Here is a 15815-nt window from a genome sequence, read left to right on the forward strand (position 1 = left end):
GGTTGGCTGCCGTCCATCATCGCCGATCAGGCCTTGTCCTGCGGCAGGCCAGCGCGATGCCCGATCACCGAGTAGAACAGGATGTACAGGTAGCAGGGCACCATCAGCAGTACGAACACCAGCTGGAAGTCGATGTGCTGCTTGAGCACGGCGAACAGCTGCGGAATGATCGCGCCGCCGGCAATACCCATCACCAGCAGGGCCGAGCCGGTCTCGGTGAAGCGGCCCAGGCCGCGGATCGCCAGCGGGAAGATCGCCGGCCACATCATGGCATTGGCGAAGCCCAGCAGGGCCACGAAGGCCACCGATACGTAGCCGTGGGTGGCCCAGGCACCCAGGCAGAACAGCACGCCCAGCACCGCCGAGATGGTCAGGTAGCGCGACTGCGAGACCACCTTGGGGATCAGCAGCAGGCCGACCACATAGCCGACCAGCATCGCGCCGAGGGTGAGCGAGGTGAACATCTTGGTCTGGTCCAGCGGCAGGTCGAAACCATGGCCGTAGGTACCGATCGCATCACCGGCCATCACCTCCACGCCCACGTAGACGAACAGGCACAACACGCCCAGCCACAGGTGCGGGAACTGGAAGATGCTGCGCCGTTCGGCGGCACCGGCCGCAACCGGCGTGGCGTTGGCTTCGGACGACTTGATTTCCGGCAGCGGCGAGAACAGCACGGCCACCGCCAGCAGCACCAGCAGGCCGGCCATGGCCAGGTACGGTGCATGGATCTTGGCGGCGAATTCGTTGAGCAGCTGCGCCTTGGTCGCTTCATCGGCAGCGGCTACCGTGGCCGACAGATCACCGATGCCATGCAGCACCACGGTACCGATCAGCACCGGGGCGAGCATGCCGGCGATCTTGTTGCAGATGCCCATCAGCGCGATGCGGCGTGCCGCCGTCTCGATCGGGCCGAGGATGGAAATGTAGGGGTTGATCGCGGTCTGCAGCAGGGCCAGGCCGCTGCCGATCACGAACAGGCCGCCGAGCGCGCCCGGGTACCAGCGCTGGGTGGCGAATTCGCCGAACAACGCGGCACCACCGGCCATCACCAGCAGGCTCAGGCTCAGGCCCTTCTTCATGCCGGTGCGGCGCAGGATCCACGACGCCGGCAGGGCCAGGAAGAAGTAGGACAGGTAGAACACCATCAGCACCAGGAAGGCGCCGACCTCGCTGAGTTCGAAGGCCAACTTGACGAAGGTGATCAGTGGGCCGTTGAGCCAGGTGAAGAAGCCGATCAGGAAGAACAACACGCCAACGATGGCGATGGAGGTGGCCACGTTCGGGCGCGCGCTTGCAGCGGGGACGGCGGACATCAGGAGGGCTCCTGCGGCGACGGCCGCAGAACGCGGCGTCGGAGAGTGGCTGGGAACAACGTTGTCACATTCTTTCGATGGACAGCTGCGGTTTGTCAACTTCCACGCGCAGCCCTGTGAACCTCGTGCTGCACTGCGCAACCTGATCACAGCGCGTTTTGCTGAATGCGCCTGAGCCCTTGAGCCCCGTGCAGCAAAGGTTCCCGCGTGAAACGCATGCTCACGCCGTGTAAACGTTTACTGCATGCCCCCTTCGTTGCGGCGCAGCAACGAAAGTGTCACGAACTCGTTGACATCGTTGTCAGCGGGGTTACAGACTCCGCCCAATCGCCGCCCCCTTTCCCGGGTCCGGCCCCACCTGCAGCAGGAGCCCGCGTGACCGCCAGCCACCCCGCCCCGGCCCATGTCCTGTCCCGAATCGCGCCCTCGTTCCTGGCCGCCGACGTCGGTGGCACCCATGTGCGTGTGGCCCGGGTCCAGGCCAGCGGTGATGCCGCCCACCCGGTGCAGGTGCTGGAGTACCGCAAGTACCGCAACGCCGACCACGGCGGCCTCAGCGCGATCCTGTCCGACTTCCTGGGTGAAGGCCCGCGGCCCACGCATTGCGTGGTCGCCAGCGCTGGCTACGCCCGCGAGGACGGCACGGTGATCACCGCCAACCTGCCGTGGCCGCTGTCGGCGCGCCAGGTGGAAGCCGACGTCGGCCTGCAGCGGGTCTACATCGTCAACGACTTCGAAGCGGTGGCCTATGCCGCCGCGCAGGTGGACGCCAGTGGTGTGCTGCACCTGTGCGGGCCGGACACCGCCGCACGTGGCCCGACCCTGGTGGTCGGCCCCGGCACCGGCCTCGGTGCGGCACTGTGGATTCCCACTGCGCACGGCCCGGTGGTGCTTCCCACCGAAGCCGGCCAGCCGACCCTGGCCGCCAGCACGGAACTTGAAATGGCCATCGTCCGCCACATGCAGCGCGACCGCGCCCATGTGTCGATCGAACATGCGATCTCCGGCCCGGGCCTGATGAACCTCTACCGCGCGGTGTGCGCGCTGCAGGGGCAGGCACCGACGTTGGCCAGTCCCGATGCGGTCACTGCCGCCGCCATGGTCGATACCGATGCGAACGCCCGCCAGGCGCTGGATGTGTTCTGCGGCCTGCTCGGCAGCACCATCGGCGACATGGCCCTGTTCTACGGCGCCCACGGTGGCGTCTACCTGGCCGGCGGCATCCTGCCGCAGATCCGCGAATACCTGCATGCCAGCACCTTCGTCGAACGCTACCTGCAGAAGGGGCCGATGGGCGAAGCGCTGGCACGCATCCCGGTGAAGGTCGTCGAACACGGCCAGTTGGGCGTGGTCGGCGCTGCCAGCTGGTACCTGCAGCAGCAGTCCGCCGCCTGACACCGCAACAGGCTTCAACGCAATCGCAGCACGCAGTACGTGGCACGCCAACGCACGGGACTTCGCCGCCGCCCCGCGCATGTCATCGCAACCGTAATCGAACACCGCCGCCGGCATCCAATCGAGTGATGAGGAGAGACATCATGAATACCCGCAAGACCCTGCTTTCGGCCGCCATCGTCAGCTGCATCGCCTTCAGTGCACACGCGCAGCAGGCCGCCCAGACCGCCACCGACCTGGACACCGTGACTGTCACGGGCATCCGTGGTTCGATGGAAAAGTCGCTGGACACCAAGCGCGAAGCCAATGCGCGCGTGGAAGTGGTCACCGCCGAAGACGTGGGCAAGCTGCCGGCGCACAACGTCGCCGACACCCTGCAGCGCCTGCCGGGCGTCAACATCAGCTCGTCCAGCGCCGACGAAGGTGGCTTCGATGAAGCCGACCGTGTCAGCCTGCGCGGCACCAGCCCGAGCCTGACCCAGACCCTGATCAACGGCCACACCGTCGGCTCGGCCGACTGGTTCGTGCTCAGCCAGGGCAACAACGTCGGCCGCAGCGTCAGCTACTCGCTGCTGCCGTCGGAACTGGTCAGCTCGGTGGAAGTGAACAAGTCCTCGCAGGCCAAGCTGCAGGACGGCGGCACCACCGGTACCGTCAACATCATCACCCGCAAGCCGCTGGAATTCTCCAAGCAGTTCACCGCTGAAGGCTCGATCGGCATGGTGCGTTCGGACCAGGCCAAGTCGAACGACCCGCAGTATTCGGCGCTGTTCAACTACAAGAACGACGAAGGCACCTTTGGCGTAATGGTGCAGGGCTTCAGCCAGAAGCGCGAACTGCGCCGTGAGGCGCAGGAAATTCCGGGCGGCTTCTTTACCCTAGGCCCGAACGACGACGTGGTTAAAGGCAACGCGGCAAAGGGCGTTGCGCCACATCCCGATCTGAACGGTGTGGCAGTTCCAGGCCTGCTGGGTTCGACCCTGTTCGAACAGACCCGCGAACGCAAGGGCGGCCTGGTCTCGCTGCAGTTCAAGCCGAGCGACAGCCTCACCCTCGGCCTGAATGGTTTCAGCTCCGAGCTGAAGGCGAACAACTACAACCGCAACTTCATGATGTTCGGTAACAGCTTCGCCAAGTCGCAGGCGCCGGATCCGGGCTATGTAATCAAGGACGGCGTGCTGACCAATGCCACCTACAAGGGCGTGCCGGGCACCGACTACGCGGTGTACGACATGATCTACCGTGAGTCGAAGGCCAAGTCGAGCTATGTCACCTTCGATGCCGACTGGCAGATCAACGACAGCCTGACCGCCAAGTTCCAGGCCGGCAGCACCAAGGGCACCGGCGAGACGCCGCGCCAGTACATCGCCGAGGTCACCCTGGCCAACGGCGGCGGCGCCAGCTGGGCCACCCACGGCAATGGCTCGCCGATCGACTGGAATGTCGGCGGCGACATCTCGCCCAATGGCGTGACCAGCTTCGGCACCTGGGGCAACCAGCAGGTCACCGCCGAGGACAAGGAGAAGTGGGCCACGCTCGACTTCAACCAGTACTTCAATGATGGCGGCGTGCTGAGCTCGATCGACTTCGGCCTGCGTTTCGCCGACCACAAGCGCGAAGCGCTGTCGCCGGAAGGTGCAACCCCGGGTGACATCTGGAGCGCGCTGAAGAACGGTGCGACGGCCAACTACCCCAGCGGCTTTGCCGGTGACATCGGCGGCACCTTCCCGCGCAACCTCTGGTACTTCACCCCGGGCGCGCTGAAGGACGCGGTGACGAACAACTCCACCTGGCTGGCCGGCAATGATGGCCCGACCGGTCGCCATAACTATGGCGCCGAGTGGAAGGTGAAGGAAAAGAACTTCGCCGGCTACGTGCAGGCCAACTTCCGCGGCGACTGGTGGAGCGGTAACGTCGGCCTGCGCTACGTCAACATCAAGCAGGACATCGACACCTACAACGCGGTCAGCAAGGCCGCCGATGCCGATGTCAGCAGCCTGTTCGGCATGTGGGAGCGCCTGGCCTTCCAGAACAAGCGCAACCGTGTGCTGCCCAGCGCCAACATCAAGTTCGACCTGGACGACTCGCTGGTGCTGCGCGTCGCCGCCTCGCAGACCCAGACCCTGCCGGACTACTCGGCACTGGGCGCCTCCTCGTACGGCTCGGATCTGAACCGCACCGGCGGCGGCGGCAATCCGAACCTCAAGCCGACCCTGTCGACCAATCTGGATGCCAACCTGGAGTGGTACTTCATGCCGCGCGGCCTGCTGTCGGTGGGCGCGTACCACATGAACCTGAAGGACTACATCGCCTTCGACGTGGTCTCGCGCCAGCTGTACAGCGAACTGACCAACCAGCTTGAGACCTACCAGATCTCCACCCCGATCAATGCCGACGGCAAGGTCACCGGCGTGGAAGTGGCCTACGAGCAGCCGATCGGCGAGTACTTCGGCATCAATGCCAACTACACCTATGCCAACGGCACCACCTCGCACACCTGGTCGGATGGCTCGCACAACCTGCTGGGCACCTCGAAGAACACCTACAACGTGGGTGCCTACTTCGAGAACGAGCGCTTTGGTGCCCGCGTCAGCTATACCCGCCGCTCCTCGTTCCTGATCAGCCTGTCGGGCACCAACCCGTACTACCAGGATGACTTCGGCACGCTGTCGGCATCGCTGAGCTACAAGGCCACCGACTGGCTGAGCATCAGCCTGGATGGCCTGAACCTCAACAACCCGACCTACAAGTACTACCAGACCGCGGCCATCCCGACCTCGTTCTACAGCAACGGTCGCCAGTACTACCTCAACTTCCGCTTCAAGTACTGATCCAGCGGCGGCAACATCGCCGAGTCGTGCACGCACGCCGGGCCTGGGTCATTCCGGGCCCGGCGTTTTTCATGTATAGCGTTCATCGCACCGTTCCAAGGAGTCGTCCCGATGGTCAAGCCTTCCCGCGCCCGGATGCGCAGCGCAGTGCTGCTGGGCAGCCTGCTCGCCCTGTTGCCGGCCCTGCCGGCACTCGCTGCCGATCCCACGCCGGCCGCTGAAGCACCCGGTCCGCAACTGCGCGCCGGCAGCCTGATGCTGATTCCCGCCCCGGCTACCGTGCAGCCCGGCCAGGGCAGCGGCATCACCGTGCGCGCCGCTACCGTGCTGCACGCCGAAGGCGAGGCCGCACAGCGGGTCGCCACCCAGTTCGCCGATCTGTTGGCCCGCAGCGGCGGACCGCACCTTGCACTGGCCAAGGGCAAGATCGCCGCCCACAGTGGCGGCATCCGTTTCCAGATCGTGCCGACCTTCCGCGACAGTGGTGAGGGCTACACGCTGGAAAGCACCGCGCAGGGCGTGCTGGTGCAGGCCGGCAACGAGACCGGCCTGTTCTATGGCGCAACCACCCTCGCCCAGCTGGCCACCGGCGGCAGCAACGGCGTGCTGCCGGCGGTGCAGATCCAGGATGCGCCGCGCTTCAGCTGGCGCGGTTTCATGCTCGATTCCGCACGTCACTTCCAGAGCCTGGACGAGATCAAGCGCGTGCTCGACGCGATGGCCGCGCACAAGCTCAACACCTTCCATTGGCACCTGACCGACGACCAGGGCTGGCGCATGGAGATCAAGCGCTACCCGAAGCTGACCGAGGTCGGCAGCTGCCGCCTGCCAGCCGGTGACGGTGGCACCGATCCGGTCAGCGGCAAGGAACATCCGTACTGTGGCTTCTATACGCAGGATCAGATCCGCGAAGTGATCGCCTATGCGGCCAAGCTGCATATCCAGGTCATTCCGGAAATCGACGTACCCGGCCATGCCACCGCTGCGATCGCCGCTTACCCGGAACTGGGCTCGGTCAACACCTCGCTGAAGCCGATCAGCGAATGGGGCGTGTTCCCGAACCTGTTCAACGTGGAAGACAGCACTGTCACCTTCCTCGAGAACGTGCTGGAAGAAGTGATCGCGCTGTTCCCGGCGAAGTACGTGCACGTCGGTGGCGACGAGGCAGTGAAAGACCAGTGGAAAGCCTCCAGGCAGGTGCAGCAGCGCATGCGTGCGCTGGGCATCAAGGATGAGATGGCCATGCAGAGCCACATCATCAAGCGACTGGAGACCTTCCTGGAGGAGCACGACCGGCGCCTGATCGGCTGGGATGAAATCCTTGAAGGCGGCCTGCCGCCGCAGGCCACGGTGATGTCGTGGCAGGGCACCGAAGGCGGCCTGGCCGCCGCCAGCGCCGGCCATGACGTGATCATGTCGCCGGTCGGTTACCTCTATCTGGATTACCTGCAGACGGCCTCGCCGAACGAGCCGCCGGGCCGCCCGACCCAGGTCAACCTCGGCAAGCTGTACAACTTCGAGCCGGTGCCGGCCGAGCTGGCCGCCGACAAGCGCGGGCACATCCTCGGCCTGCAGGCCAACATGTTCACCGAGCACACGCGCAGCTACGCACGCCTGCAGCACAACCTGTTCCCACGCCTGGCCGCCGTGGCAGAGACCGGCTGGAGCACGCCGGAACATCGCGATTTCCGCGATTTCCTCGCGCGCCTGCCCGCGCAGCTGCAACGCTACCGCGCCTGGGGTCTGGCCTACGCGCAGACCCCGTTCGAAGTGGGCGTGGACTACACCGATGATCGCGCGAAGAACACCGTGACCGTGTCGCTGGCCAATCCGCTGGGGTATGAGGTGCGCTACAGCACCGACGGCCAGCCGGTGACCGCGCAGTCGCCGTTGTACCAGCAGCCGCTGACCGCGACGCTGCCTGCTACGGTACAGGCGGGCGCGTTCTACCAGGGCCAGATGCTGGCGGCGAAGCCGACGGTGGCGGCGTTCAGCGCACAATCGCTGCTCAGCCGCCGCAGCGATGAACTGCTCAGCTGCGTGGGCAAGAAGGGGCTGGTGCTGCGTCTGGAAGACGATGGCCCGCGCGAGGGAACACGTGCGGTGTTCAACGTGGACATCTTCCAGCCGTGCTGGCGTTGGCCGCAGGCGCAGCTGGACGGTGTTGGCAGCGTGGAAGTGCGTGCCGGTCGCATTCCGTACTACTTCCAGCTGGCCCACGACGAGCCCAAGCGTCGCTTCGAGAAGGCCAGGCGCGCGCACGGCGAGATGCAGGTGCGTCGCGGCGACTGCAGCGGCAAGGTGCTCGCCGAAGCAGCGCTGCCGGCCAAGCCCGATGCCGATGGCTTCGTGACGCTGCATGCAGCGCTACCGAAGGGTACACAGGGCACCGGTGACCTGTGCATCAACTTCACCGGCGATACGCGCCCGGCGATGTGGGTGCTGGATGAGGTGACGCTGGGGAAGTGACCCCAGGCCTGTCCTGGTGCAATCGATCCACGCATGGCGTGGATCTACTGTAGAGCCGAGCCCATGCTCGGCTTCCTCCCAAAGGCAGCCGAACATGGGCTCGGCTCTACAGGAACTTTACCCGCGCCAGCGCAGCAGCAGATCGCGCAGCGGGGTCAGTGCGGTGGCCATGCCGGCAAGCACACCGATCGTGTTGGCGATGGCATCCATCGGGTCGGCAGTACGGTTGCTGGTCAACGCGCCCTGGGCGAACTCGATGCCGATGCCCATCAACACCAGTCCCACGCCCACCCACAGCAGCGGACGCCCGCGACGGAACAGCTGCACCGCGCTGCCAGCCAGGATGAAGTAGGCGAGGAAGTGCTCGCCCTTGTCGCTGTTTTCCGGCAACGGAATCGGCGGCGGTGGAATCAGGCAGACCACGATCACCAGCAGTACCGCCGTCGCCCACAACGTGGCCCACAACCGCGGCCGCCGCAGCGGCTTGATCACCGGCAACACCTCGCTCACAGGCGCCAGCTCAGGTCACCCAGCTCGAAGGCGGGTTCGAAGTCGACACCACGCTGCAGGCCGATGGCCTGGAAGCGCTCGCCCATCTCCGTCGGCAGGGTCAGCTTCTTCACCTGGTCGCGCAGCTGGATGCGGCCGACCTCGTCGGTACGCTCCTCGGCCAGCAGCAGCACCTGGTCCAGGCCGTTACCGAGCAGGAAGCTGGCCTGGCTGCAGTAGCCGGCCAGCTCGAAACCGCCGTGCATGCCGGCCTCGGCCATCGCGGTGAAATCCACCGACGCGGTGATGTCCTGCAGGCCCGGCCAGCGATGCACGTCGTTGTGCACGTGATGGCGGTAGAACGCACGCACGGTGCCATCGTCACGGTCGTGCTGGTAGAACTCGCTGCGGCTGTAACCGTAGTCGACGAACAGCATCGCGCCGCGCTGCAGGCCGCCCGCCACCGCCTGCAGCCAGTACGGCAGCTGCGGCAGCACCTCGGACCGGTAGCCCTCGGCGAAAGGCTTTTCCAGGTAGCGCTCGATATGTCGCACCGCACCGTTGAGCAGGATGTCGGCCGGCTGCGCGCCACGGATGAAATTGCCTTCGCCATCAAGCTCGACGGTTTCCTCGTAGACCTCGCCATCCCGGATCAGGAAGCGCGGGGTCGGCAGCGCGTCGATCACCTCGTTGGCGAACACGACGCCTTCCCAGTCCTCCTCGAACGGGCGGTCGACCCAGTCCACGCGCGCGGCCAGCTCGGCGGGCAGGTTCTGCTGCAGGCGCTGCTGCTGGCGCTCGCGCAGATCGGCACTGGGTTCGAGGATGGCGTAGCGCGACGGCAGCGCATCCAGCTCGGCCAGGCGCAGCAGCACCGCCTCGGCAAAGGCGCCGGTACCGCCGCCCAGTTCCAGCATGCGCGCCTGCGCACCCAGCTGGGCGAACACCGGTGCCAGCGCATTGGCTACGCTGCCGGCAAACAGGCTGCCGAGCTCGGGCGCGGTGGTGAAGTCACCGCTGCCACCGAACTTGCTGGCGCCGGCGCTGTAATAGCCCCAGCCGGGGGTGTACAGGCACAGCTCCATGAAGCGCGAGAACGGCATCGCCCCGCCCTGGGCAAGGATTTCGGCGCGCAGGGCGGCCGCCAGCTGGTCGCTGTGGGCCAGGGCATCGGCTTCGGGCAGGGGGAAGGTGGGCTGCATGGCGTCTTCGAATGCGGTGACAATGGTGCACAGGATAGCCGAGCCTTGGAGGACCCTCGATGAGCGACACCACCCCCGTGGTCCTGATCACCGGCAGCGCGCGCCGGATCGGCGCGGCCATTGCCCGCCAGTTCCATGCCTGTGGCTGGTCGGTGGTGCTGCATGCCAACACCTCCAGCGCCGAGCTGCAGCAGGCCGCGTTCGATTTTGACAACGTGCGCCCCGGCAGCGTGCTGGCGCTGCAGGCCGACCTGCGTGACGCCGACGCGCTGACCGATCTGGTGGAACAGGCCGTGACCCACTTCGGCCGCCTGGATGCGCTGGTCAACAACGCCTCCAACTTCTTCCCTACCCCGCTGGGCCAGGTCACCGCCGAGGCGATGGACGAGCTTTACGCGGTCAATGCACGGGCGCCCCTGCTGCTGTCGCAGGCGGCAGCTCCGTACCTGCGCCGCCAGCACGGCTGCATCGTCAACCTGACCGACCTGCACGGCACCGACCCGATGCGCGACCACATCGCCTACACGATGGCCAAGGCCGCGCTGGAGATGGCCACCCGCTCGCTGGCGCTGGAACTGGCGCCGAAGGTGCGGGTCAACGCGGTCGCCCCCGGCGCGATCCTGTGGCCGGAACAGGGCAAGGACGATTTCGCCCGCGAGGCGCTGCTGGCGCGCACGCCGCTGGCACGGATCGGCACGGTCGAGGAGATCGCCGAGGCAGTCTACTGGCTGGTGGCCGAAGCCAGCTTCGTCACCGGCCACACCCTGCGCGTGGATGGTGGGCGCACAGTAAGTTGAGGTAGTGCCAGCCGCTGGCCGGCCACCTCCCTCATTCCAGGTCCACCACCTCGAACGCTTCGCCAAACTGCGCGTGCGCACGCCACAGCGTAGCCAGGTCCTGGCAACTGACCGGATCGATGAAGTCCGGCGCGATGTCGGCCAGCGGCTTCAGCACGAAGGCATGCTTCAGCTCCGGGCGCGGAATGCGCAGGTGGCCGGGCCCTTCCACCACCAGGTCGCCATAGAACACCACGTCGATGTCCAGGGTCCGGTCGGAGAAGCGCGGCCCGCTGCGGTCGCGGCCATGCGCGTCTTCCAGCGCATGCAGCCAGTCGTCCAGTTCCTGCAGGGGCAGGTCGGTCTCGATCGCCACCGCATTGTTGAGGAAGGCCGGACCATCGAAGCCGACCGCGGCAGTGCGGTAGGCGGGCGACACCTGCAGTGCGCCGAAGCGCTCGCGCAGGGCCGTCACCGCGGCGTGGAGGTAGCGGCGGGGCTGGACGTTGCTGCCCAGGCTCAGGAGCACGGTGGTCATGCGGTTCAGGTGACGGCACTTGGGGGGCGTGGACATGCCGTCGTCACGGCGGCCTGCCTACAATCCGGGACGCACATGATAGGGCACCGACATGACCTATTGCGTTGGAATCGAGGTGGACGAGGGCCTGGTCTTCGCTGCCGACACCCGGACCAATGCCTCGCTGGACGATGTGCGCGTGCATCGCAAGCTGCACGTGTTCGAGTACCCCGGCCAGGCAGCCTACGTGCTGATGGCGGCTGGCAACCTGGCCACCACCCAGCTGCTGGTGTCGCGCCTGGGGCGCGACGCTGGTGAACGACGCACGCCCAACCTGCGCGACATGACCCATCTGTTCGAAGCTGCCGAGTACGTCGGCCAGCTGCTGGTGGACAGCCAGGTGCACAGCAGCCACAGCGAACACGGCCATGACGGGGTCAACACCCAGGCCACGCTGATCTTCGGCGGCCAGATCGCCGGCGAGCGGCCTGGGCTGTACATGATCTACCCGCTCGGCAACGCCATCGCCGCTTCGCCGGAAACGCCCTACCTGCAGATCGGTGAGTCCAAGTACGGCAAGCCGATCCTCGACCGCATCCTCAGCCCGACCACGCGCCTGGAGGATGCCGCGCGCACGGCAATCGTCTCGCTGGACTCCACCATCCGTTCCAACCTGTCGGTGGGCCTGCCGATCGACCTCGCTCTGCTGCGCGACGGCGAGCTGCGCATCGGCCAGCAGCTGCGCCTGGGCGCGGATTCGGCGTTGTATGCCGACATCCACCAGAACTGGTCGCGGCGGCTGGAACAGGCGGTGGACGCCCTGCCGCGATTCCCCTGGGAAACCGTGCTGTAGAGCCGAGCCCATGCTCGGCTGTCGAGGTCAATGCGAACAGCAGCCGAGCATGGGCTCGGCTCTACAGAACCCCAGCGGCATCAGCCCAGCGCTTCGGCCACCGCGCGGAACACCTGCTGCATCTGCAGCGGCTTGCGCAGCACGTGCACCTGCACGCCAGCGGGGAATGCATCGGCCGCCACCTCCACCGCTGCGTCTTCCAGCACCAGCGCCGGGCCGCGATAGCCCAGTGCTGCCATCTCGCCCAGCAACTGGCTGGCCGGCAGCAGCTTGGAGCCGGCGTCGGCAATGACCAGGGCCGGCAACGCCTCCTGCTGCATCCAGCGCAGCGCGGCCGGGCCGTCGGACGCCAGCTGCAGCTGGTAACCCTGGCTGGACAGCGCATTGCCCAGCAGCGAAAGGCGGGTGGCCTCACCATCGACCACCAGGATCGACTGGCCGCTGCCCAGCGCTACCAGCTGCTCGATCGGCTCGCTGCCATCAATGGTGTCGTGCATCGGGAGCCGCAATTCGAAGCAGGTGCCCTGCCCCGGCTGGCTGCTGACGTGGATGCTGCCGCCGGCGCCTTCAACAATGCGCTTGCAGGAGATCAGGCCCAGGCCGGTGCCATCGGCCTTGGTGGTGAAGAACGGATTGAACAGATGCGACAGTGTGTCCGCATCCATGCCGATCCCTTCGTCGGCCACCCGGATGTGCATCCAGTCCACGCCATCGCGCTGGCCGGCATGGCTGGCAGTGAGGCTCAACCGGCCCCCGTTCGGCATCGCTTGGATCGCATTGAGCGCCAGATTCAACATCACCTGCTGCAGTTCGGTGTAGTTGGCGTCGACCACCAGGCCCTCGTCCTGCACCTGCAGTTCCAACCGCACCGCATCGGGCACATTGCTGCGCAACAGCAACGCCACCGCATCGAACAGGCCATCGATCTCGATGCGCTCGCTGGGCTTGCGCGAGCCGCGCACGAACGACAACATCGATTCGGCCATCTCGTGCCCACGTCGGCCGCACTCGGCGATGACATCGGCCAGGTGGTGCAGCTGCGGATCTTCGGTACGCGCCTTCAGCAGGTCCGGCATGATCAGCAGCGGCTGCAGGATGTTACGCAGGTCGTGGCTGAGGCCGGCGGCGAGCAGCGACAGGCTTTCCAGACGCTGCGCGCGCATCAGTTCGGTTTCCACCCGTGCGCGCTCTATGGCGCTGCGGGCATCGCGGATCGCACGCGCCACCGCCGACGGCAGGCGCGCCGGCAGGTGCTTGATGATGTAATCGTTGGCGCCCTTCTGCAGGGCCGCCACCGCGTTCTCCTCACCCATGGTGCCGGAGACGAAGATGAAGGGCACTTCCGGTGAGGTCTCGCGTACGATGCGCAGCGCGTCGTCACCGGAGAACCCCGGCATGCTCAGGTCGGACAGCACGATGTCCGGCTGGAACGCTGCCAGTGCCTGGCGTAGTTCAGCCTCGCTCTCGACCCGCTCGAAGCGGGCGTCCAGCCCCGCATCGAGCATCTGTTCGGACATCAGCTCGGCATCTTCCGGTGAGTCCTCCACCAGCAGGATGCGCAGCGCCCCCAGGGCGGGACCGGTCAAGGGCATGGGCTCACTCGAGTTCCGGTGCCTGGTTGATCAACGCCCAGAACTTGCCCAGGGTCTGCACCGCGCCGAAGAACTGGTCCACATCCACGGGCTTGACCACATAGGCGTTCACGCCCATGTCCCAGCTGCGGGCCAGGTCGCTTTCCTCGCGCGAAGACGACAGGATCACCACCGGCAGGCGCTTGAGCTCTTCATGCTCGCGGATCTGCCGCAGCACTTCCAGGCCATCCATGCGCGGCATCTTGATGTCCAGCAGCAGCACCGCCGGCAGGCCTTCCTCGCGGTTGGCGAAGGCACCGCGGCGCAACAGGTAGTCCATCACTTCCACGCCATCCTCGACGTGCACGATGGGGTTGGCCAGACGCGCCTCTTCCAGGGCGTCGATCGCCATTTCGGCATCAGCCGGGCTGTCTTCGGCAAGAAGAATGGTGCGCAGAGTCGTCATGCAGAGGGACCTTGTTTGTCCGCGTCGATCGCGGGAGGCAGGTAGAAGTGGAAGGTGGCGCCGACGTCCGGTTCGGCCTCGGCCCAGATACGGCCGCCATGGCGGGTCAGCACGCGGCGCACGCTGGCCAGGCCGATGCCGGTACCCGGATAGTCGCTGGCCTTGTGCAGGCGCTGGAACACTCCAAACAGCTTGCCGGCGTAGGCCATGTCAAAGCCTGCACCATTGTCGCTGACCGTGAACTGATGACCGCCGTCAGGCTGCGGCTGGTAGTCCACGCGGATCTTTGCCGGTTCGCGGTTGCCCGAGTACTTCACCGCGTTGCCCAGCAGGTTCAGCCAGACCTGGCGGATCATGTTCTCATCGCCCACCACGATCGGCAGCGGCGCGATGCTCCACTCCACATGGTGCGCATGGCCGCTGCTTTCGGCCTCGGCCTGCAGGTTGGAATCGAGCATGGCGCGGGTATCGGCCACCAGCGACTGCATGTCCACCGTCTGCTGGCGCATTGCCGCGCGGCCCAGCCGCGAATAGACCAGCAGGTCATCAATCAGTGTCGCCATGCGCCGCGCCGAACTGGAGATCACCTCCAGGTAATGGCGGCTTTTGTCATCGGCGGCGTCGCCGAGATGGCGTGACAGCTTGTCGGAGAATCCAGCAACGTGGCGCAGCGGCGCGCGCAGATCGTGCGAGACCGAATAGCTGAAGGCTTCCAGCTCCCTGTTGACCTCGGACACCTGCGCAACCTTGCCTTCCAGCTGGCGGTTCAGCTCCTCCACCCGCAGCTGCACGGCACGCTGCACGGTGACGTCGCTGACGGTGAGCAGCACCACTTCGTCGTCGGTGTCCGGCAGCGGCATGCGCCGCGCGTTGAGCAGCATGTAGCGCACCATGCCATCGGCGGCACGCTGCTCATGCTCGAAATCCCAGAGTTCGCGGCCACGCAGCAGCACATCGGACAATCGCTGGCGCATCACCGGGTCTTTCCAGGCGCCATCGCCGACGATGTCCAGCAACAGGCCATCGGCGCGCTCATCCTGCAGTCCATACAGCTCGGCGAAAGCCGGATTGTGCAGCTGCACGCGCAGGTCGCGGTCAAGCAGCACAATGGGTTCGCGCACGGTCTGCAGCACCGAGGCTGCACGTGCGGCCGAACGCAGCGACTGCCGTTCGGCATGCAGGCGGCGGCCGATCTGTCGTTGCAGCAGCCACAGCACGAGGCCAAGCAGGGCCAACTGCACCACCAACGAACTCCACGACACCAGCTCGGTCTGCCTGCGCTGGCGAGCGGCCTGCTCGGCGCGCTGTGTCAGCAGTTTCTGTTCGCTGGCCTGCAGCTCCTCCACCAGGCCACGGATCGGATAACGCGTGCTCAGGTCCTGCACCAGCTCGCGCTGATCACTGTTGGGCTCGGACTTTGCCAGTTCGCGGGCAAGCGCCATACGGCCTTCCAGCATCGACTCGATGCGGCCGATGCGGATCAACTGCTCAGGATTGTCGCGGGTCATCCGTCCCAGTTCGGCCAGACGACCGGGGAGCTCGTTGGCCTTGGCCATGCGTTCGCGCAGGCCCGGCGCGTCCACACCCTTGGACAGGGTCAGCGCAGCCGATTCGACATCGCGCACATCGGCCTGCAGCTGCTGCAGGGCCACACCGACGGCCTGGGTATGGTTGACCCAGGCCATCGCGTCTTCGCTGTCCTGCTGCAGGTGGCGCAGGGTCAACCACGGCACCACGATGATCGCGGCAGCGGCCAGCGCCAAAGCCGGCAACCGCCAGCGGTCCCAGATGTCGTCACTGAAAACCAGCGCCATAGTTCCTCGTCAGCACAGCCGCAAAGCGTCTGCCGTTACCGGCCCCCACTGCGGCGGAACCGGCAATATAGCGCAGGCGGTCACAACTCTGGAATTTCCAGCGCGGCTGGCTGAAC

General features: G+C 66.2%; 12 protein-coding genes. 5 read left to right on the forward strand and 7 right to left on the reverse strand.

All coding sequences use genetic code 11. From position 1 onward, the window contains the following. Positions 1-26: 26 nt before the first annotated feature. Positions 27-1316 carry a sugar MFS transporter gene (locus N5J73_RS19355; RefSeq protein WP_049447814.1) on the reverse strand — a complete coding sequence of 430 codons (1290 nt, stop codon included), beginning with the start codon at positions 1314-1316 and terminating at the stop codon, positions 27-29. 375 nt (positions 1317-1691) lie between these two features. On the opposite strand from N5J73_RS19355, the gene N5J73_RS19360 reads away from it, so the two are divergent. From N5J73_RS19360 to N5J73_RS19370, 3 genes are all read left to right on the forward strand, one after another. After that, positions 1692-2711 (forward strand): glucokinase family protein, encoded by a 1020-nt coding sequence (locus N5J73_RS19360; protein ID WP_049447815.1) that lies wholly within the window; start codon positions 1692-1694, stop codon positions 2709-2711. Positions 2712-2854: 143 nt separating this feature from the next. Further along, positions 2855-5542, forward strand: a complete 2688-nt coding sequence (locus N5J73_RS19365; protein WP_049447816.1) for a TonB-dependent receptor — start codon at positions 2855-2857, stop codon at positions 5540-5542. Positions 5543-5653: 111 nt separating this feature from the next. Further along, on the forward strand, positions 5654-8011 hold the full coding sequence (locus N5J73_RS19370) for a family 20 glycosylhydrolase (RefSeq protein ID WP_049447817.1): 2358 nt from the start codon (positions 5654-5656) through the stop codon (positions 8009-8011). 117 nt (positions 8012-8128) lie between these two features. Here N5J73_RS19370 and N5J73_RS19375 read toward each other — a convergent pair whose 3' ends face one another. Continuing rightward, complete coding sequence (locus tag N5J73_RS19375) at positions 8129-8521, reverse strand: VanZ family protein (protein WP_049447818.1); 393 nt, start codon at positions 8519-8521, stop codon at positions 8129-8131. Next, entirely contained in the window at positions 8518-9702 is a 1185-nt protein-coding gene (locus tag N5J73_RS19380; protein WP_049447819.1) for an SAM-dependent methyltransferase, read from the reverse strand. Before N5J73_RS19380 ends, N5J73_RS19375 begins: the two co-directional genes overlap by 4 nt. Positions 9703-9761: 59 nt before the next feature. Between N5J73_RS19380 and N5J73_RS19385 the strand changes: the two genes are divergently transcribed. Further along, positions 9762-10499 carry a pteridine reductase gene (locus N5J73_RS19385; RefSeq protein WP_049447820.1) on the forward strand — a complete coding sequence of 246 codons (738 nt, stop codon included), beginning with the start codon at positions 9762-9764 and terminating at the stop codon, positions 10497-10499. 31 nt (positions 10500-10530) lie between these two features. Here the strand turns inward: N5J73_RS19385 and folK are convergent, their stop codons facing one another. Continuing rightward, positions 10531-11016, reverse strand: coding sequence for a 2-amino-4-hydroxy-6-hydroxymethyldihydropteridine diphosphokinase (folK, locus tag N5J73_RS19390; RefSeq protein WP_049447821.1), 486 nt, complete (start codon positions 11014-11016; stop codon positions 10531-10533). Between the two features lie 91 nt (positions 11017-11107). Here folK and N5J73_RS19395 point away from each other — a divergent pair, with 91 nt between their 5' ends. Next, entirely contained in the window at positions 11108-11848 is a 741-nt protein-coding gene (locus tag N5J73_RS19395; RefSeq protein WP_049447822.1) for a 20S proteasome subunits A/B, read from the forward strand. A gap of 80 nt (positions 11849-11928) precedes the next feature. Here N5J73_RS19395 and N5J73_RS19400 read toward each other — a convergent pair whose 3' ends face one another. From N5J73_RS19400 to N5J73_RS19410, 3 genes are read right to left on the reverse strand one after another with little or no spacing between them, the layout of a single operon-like run. Then, complete coding sequence (locus N5J73_RS19400) at positions 11929-13440, reverse strand: ATP-binding protein (protein WP_049447823.1); 1512 nt, start codon at positions 13438-13440, stop codon at positions 11929-11931. A gap of 4 nt (positions 13441-13444) precedes the next feature. After that, positions 13445-13885 (reverse strand): response regulator, encoded by a 441-nt coding sequence (locus N5J73_RS19405; protein ID WP_005411057.1) that lies wholly within the window; start codon positions 13883-13885, stop codon positions 13445-13447. After that, the gene (locus N5J73_RS19410; RefSeq protein WP_049447824.1) at positions 13882-15699 is read right to left on the reverse strand and encodes an ATP-binding protein; all 1818 of its coding nucleotides are present in this window, start codon (positions 15697-15699) and stop codon (positions 13882-13884) included. Before N5J73_RS19410 ends, N5J73_RS19405 begins: the two co-directional genes overlap by 4 nt. Positions 15700-15815: the final 116 nt, after the last annotated feature.

Source organism: Stenotrophomonas sp. GD03654 (assembly GCF_029845105.1).
GTDB lineage: Bacteria > Pseudomonadota > Gammaproteobacteria > Xanthomonadales > Xanthomonadaceae > Stenotrophomonas > Stenotrophomonas africana.

Coding starts and splice junctions, on each gene's coding strand:
- N5J73_RS19355 (WP_049447814.1), bottom strand. CDS start 1,316: ATGTCCGCCGTCCCCGCTGCAAGCGCGCGCCCGAACGTGGCCACCTCC.
- N5J73_RS19365 (WP_049447816.1), top strand. CDS start 2,855: ATGAATACCCGCAAGACCCTGCTTTCGGCCGCCATCGTCAGCTGCATC.
- N5J73_RS19370 (WP_049447817.1), top strand. CDS start 5,654: ATGGTCAAGCCTTCCCGCGCCCGGATGCGCAGCGCAGTGCTGCTGGGC.
- N5J73_RS19380 (WP_049447819.1), bottom strand. CDS start 9,702: ATGCAGCCCACCTTCCCCCTGCCCGAAGCCGATGCCCTGGCCCACAGC.
- N5J73_RS19385 (WP_049447820.1), top strand. CDS start 9,762: ATGAGCGACACCACCCCCGTGGTCCTGATCACCGGCAGCGCGCGCCGG.
- folK (WP_049447821.1), bottom strand. CDS start 11,016: ATGACCACCGTGCTCCTGAGCCTGGGCAGCAACGTCCAGCCCCGCCGC.
- N5J73_RS19395 (WP_049447822.1), top strand. CDS start 11,108: ATGACCTATTGCGTTGGAATCGAGGTGGACGAGGGCCTGGTCTTCGCT.
- N5J73_RS19400 (WP_049447823.1), bottom strand. CDS start 13,440: ATGCCCTTGACCGGTCCCGCCCTGGGGGCGCTGCGCATCCTGCTGGTG.
- N5J73_RS19405 (WP_005411057.1), bottom strand. CDS start 13,885: ATGACGACTCTGCGCACCATTCTTCTTGCCGAAGACAGCCCGGCTGAT.
- N5J73_RS19410 (WP_049447824.1), bottom strand. CDS start 15,699: ATGGCGCTGGTTTTCAGTGACGACATCTGGGACCGCTGGCGGTTGCCG.